The following is a 565-nucleotide window of genomic DNA, read 5'->3' as shown; positions in this document are numbered from 1 at the left end:
AATCACGGGGTAGTCGGCCGCCAGGCCGCGCTGGTTGAGCTCCTCCAGGTTCTCCTTCATGATCACCGTGGACTTCACCAACAGCCCGGACATGCCGATCACATCGGCCTTGTGCTCCGCGGCCGCCTCGAGGATCGCGGAGACCGGCTGCTTGATACCGATGTTGACCACGTTGTAGCCGTTGTTGGACAGGATGATGTCGACGAGGTTCTTGCCGATGTCGTGCACGTCGCCGCGGACGGTGGCCAGCACGATCGTGCCCTTGCCCTCGGCTTCGGACTTCTCCATGTGCGGTTCGAGGTGGGCGACGGCGGTCTTCATGACCTCGGCGGACTGGAGCACGAACGGCAGCTGCATCTGCCCGGAGCCGAACAGCTCGCCGACGACCTTCATGCCCTCCAGGAGGGTTTCGTTGACGATGTCCAGGGCGGGACGTTCCTGGAGAGCCGCGTCCAGATCCTGGTCGAGGCCGTTCTTCTCGCCGTCGATGATGCGGCGCTTGAGGCGCTCCTCCAGCGGGAGGGCCGCCAGTTCCTCGGCCTTGCCCGCCTTCAACGACTTCGCG

Annotated in this window: 1 protein-coding gene; it reads right to left on the bottom strand. The window is 64.8% G+C overall.

All coding sequences use genetic code 11. From position 1 onward, the window contains the following. A partial coding sequence (locus TN53_RS41935; protein ID WP_046264156.1) for a B12-binding domain-containing protein occupies positions 1–565 on the bottom strand: 565 nt, incomplete at both ends.

Origin of the sequence: Streptomyces sp. WM6386 (assembly GCF_000972385.1) — a bacterium.
Classification (GTDB): domain Bacteria; phylum Actinomycetota; class Actinomycetes; order Streptomycetales; family Streptomycetaceae; genus Streptomyces.
This window is presented reverse-complemented; position numbering and strand designations above follow the sequence as displayed.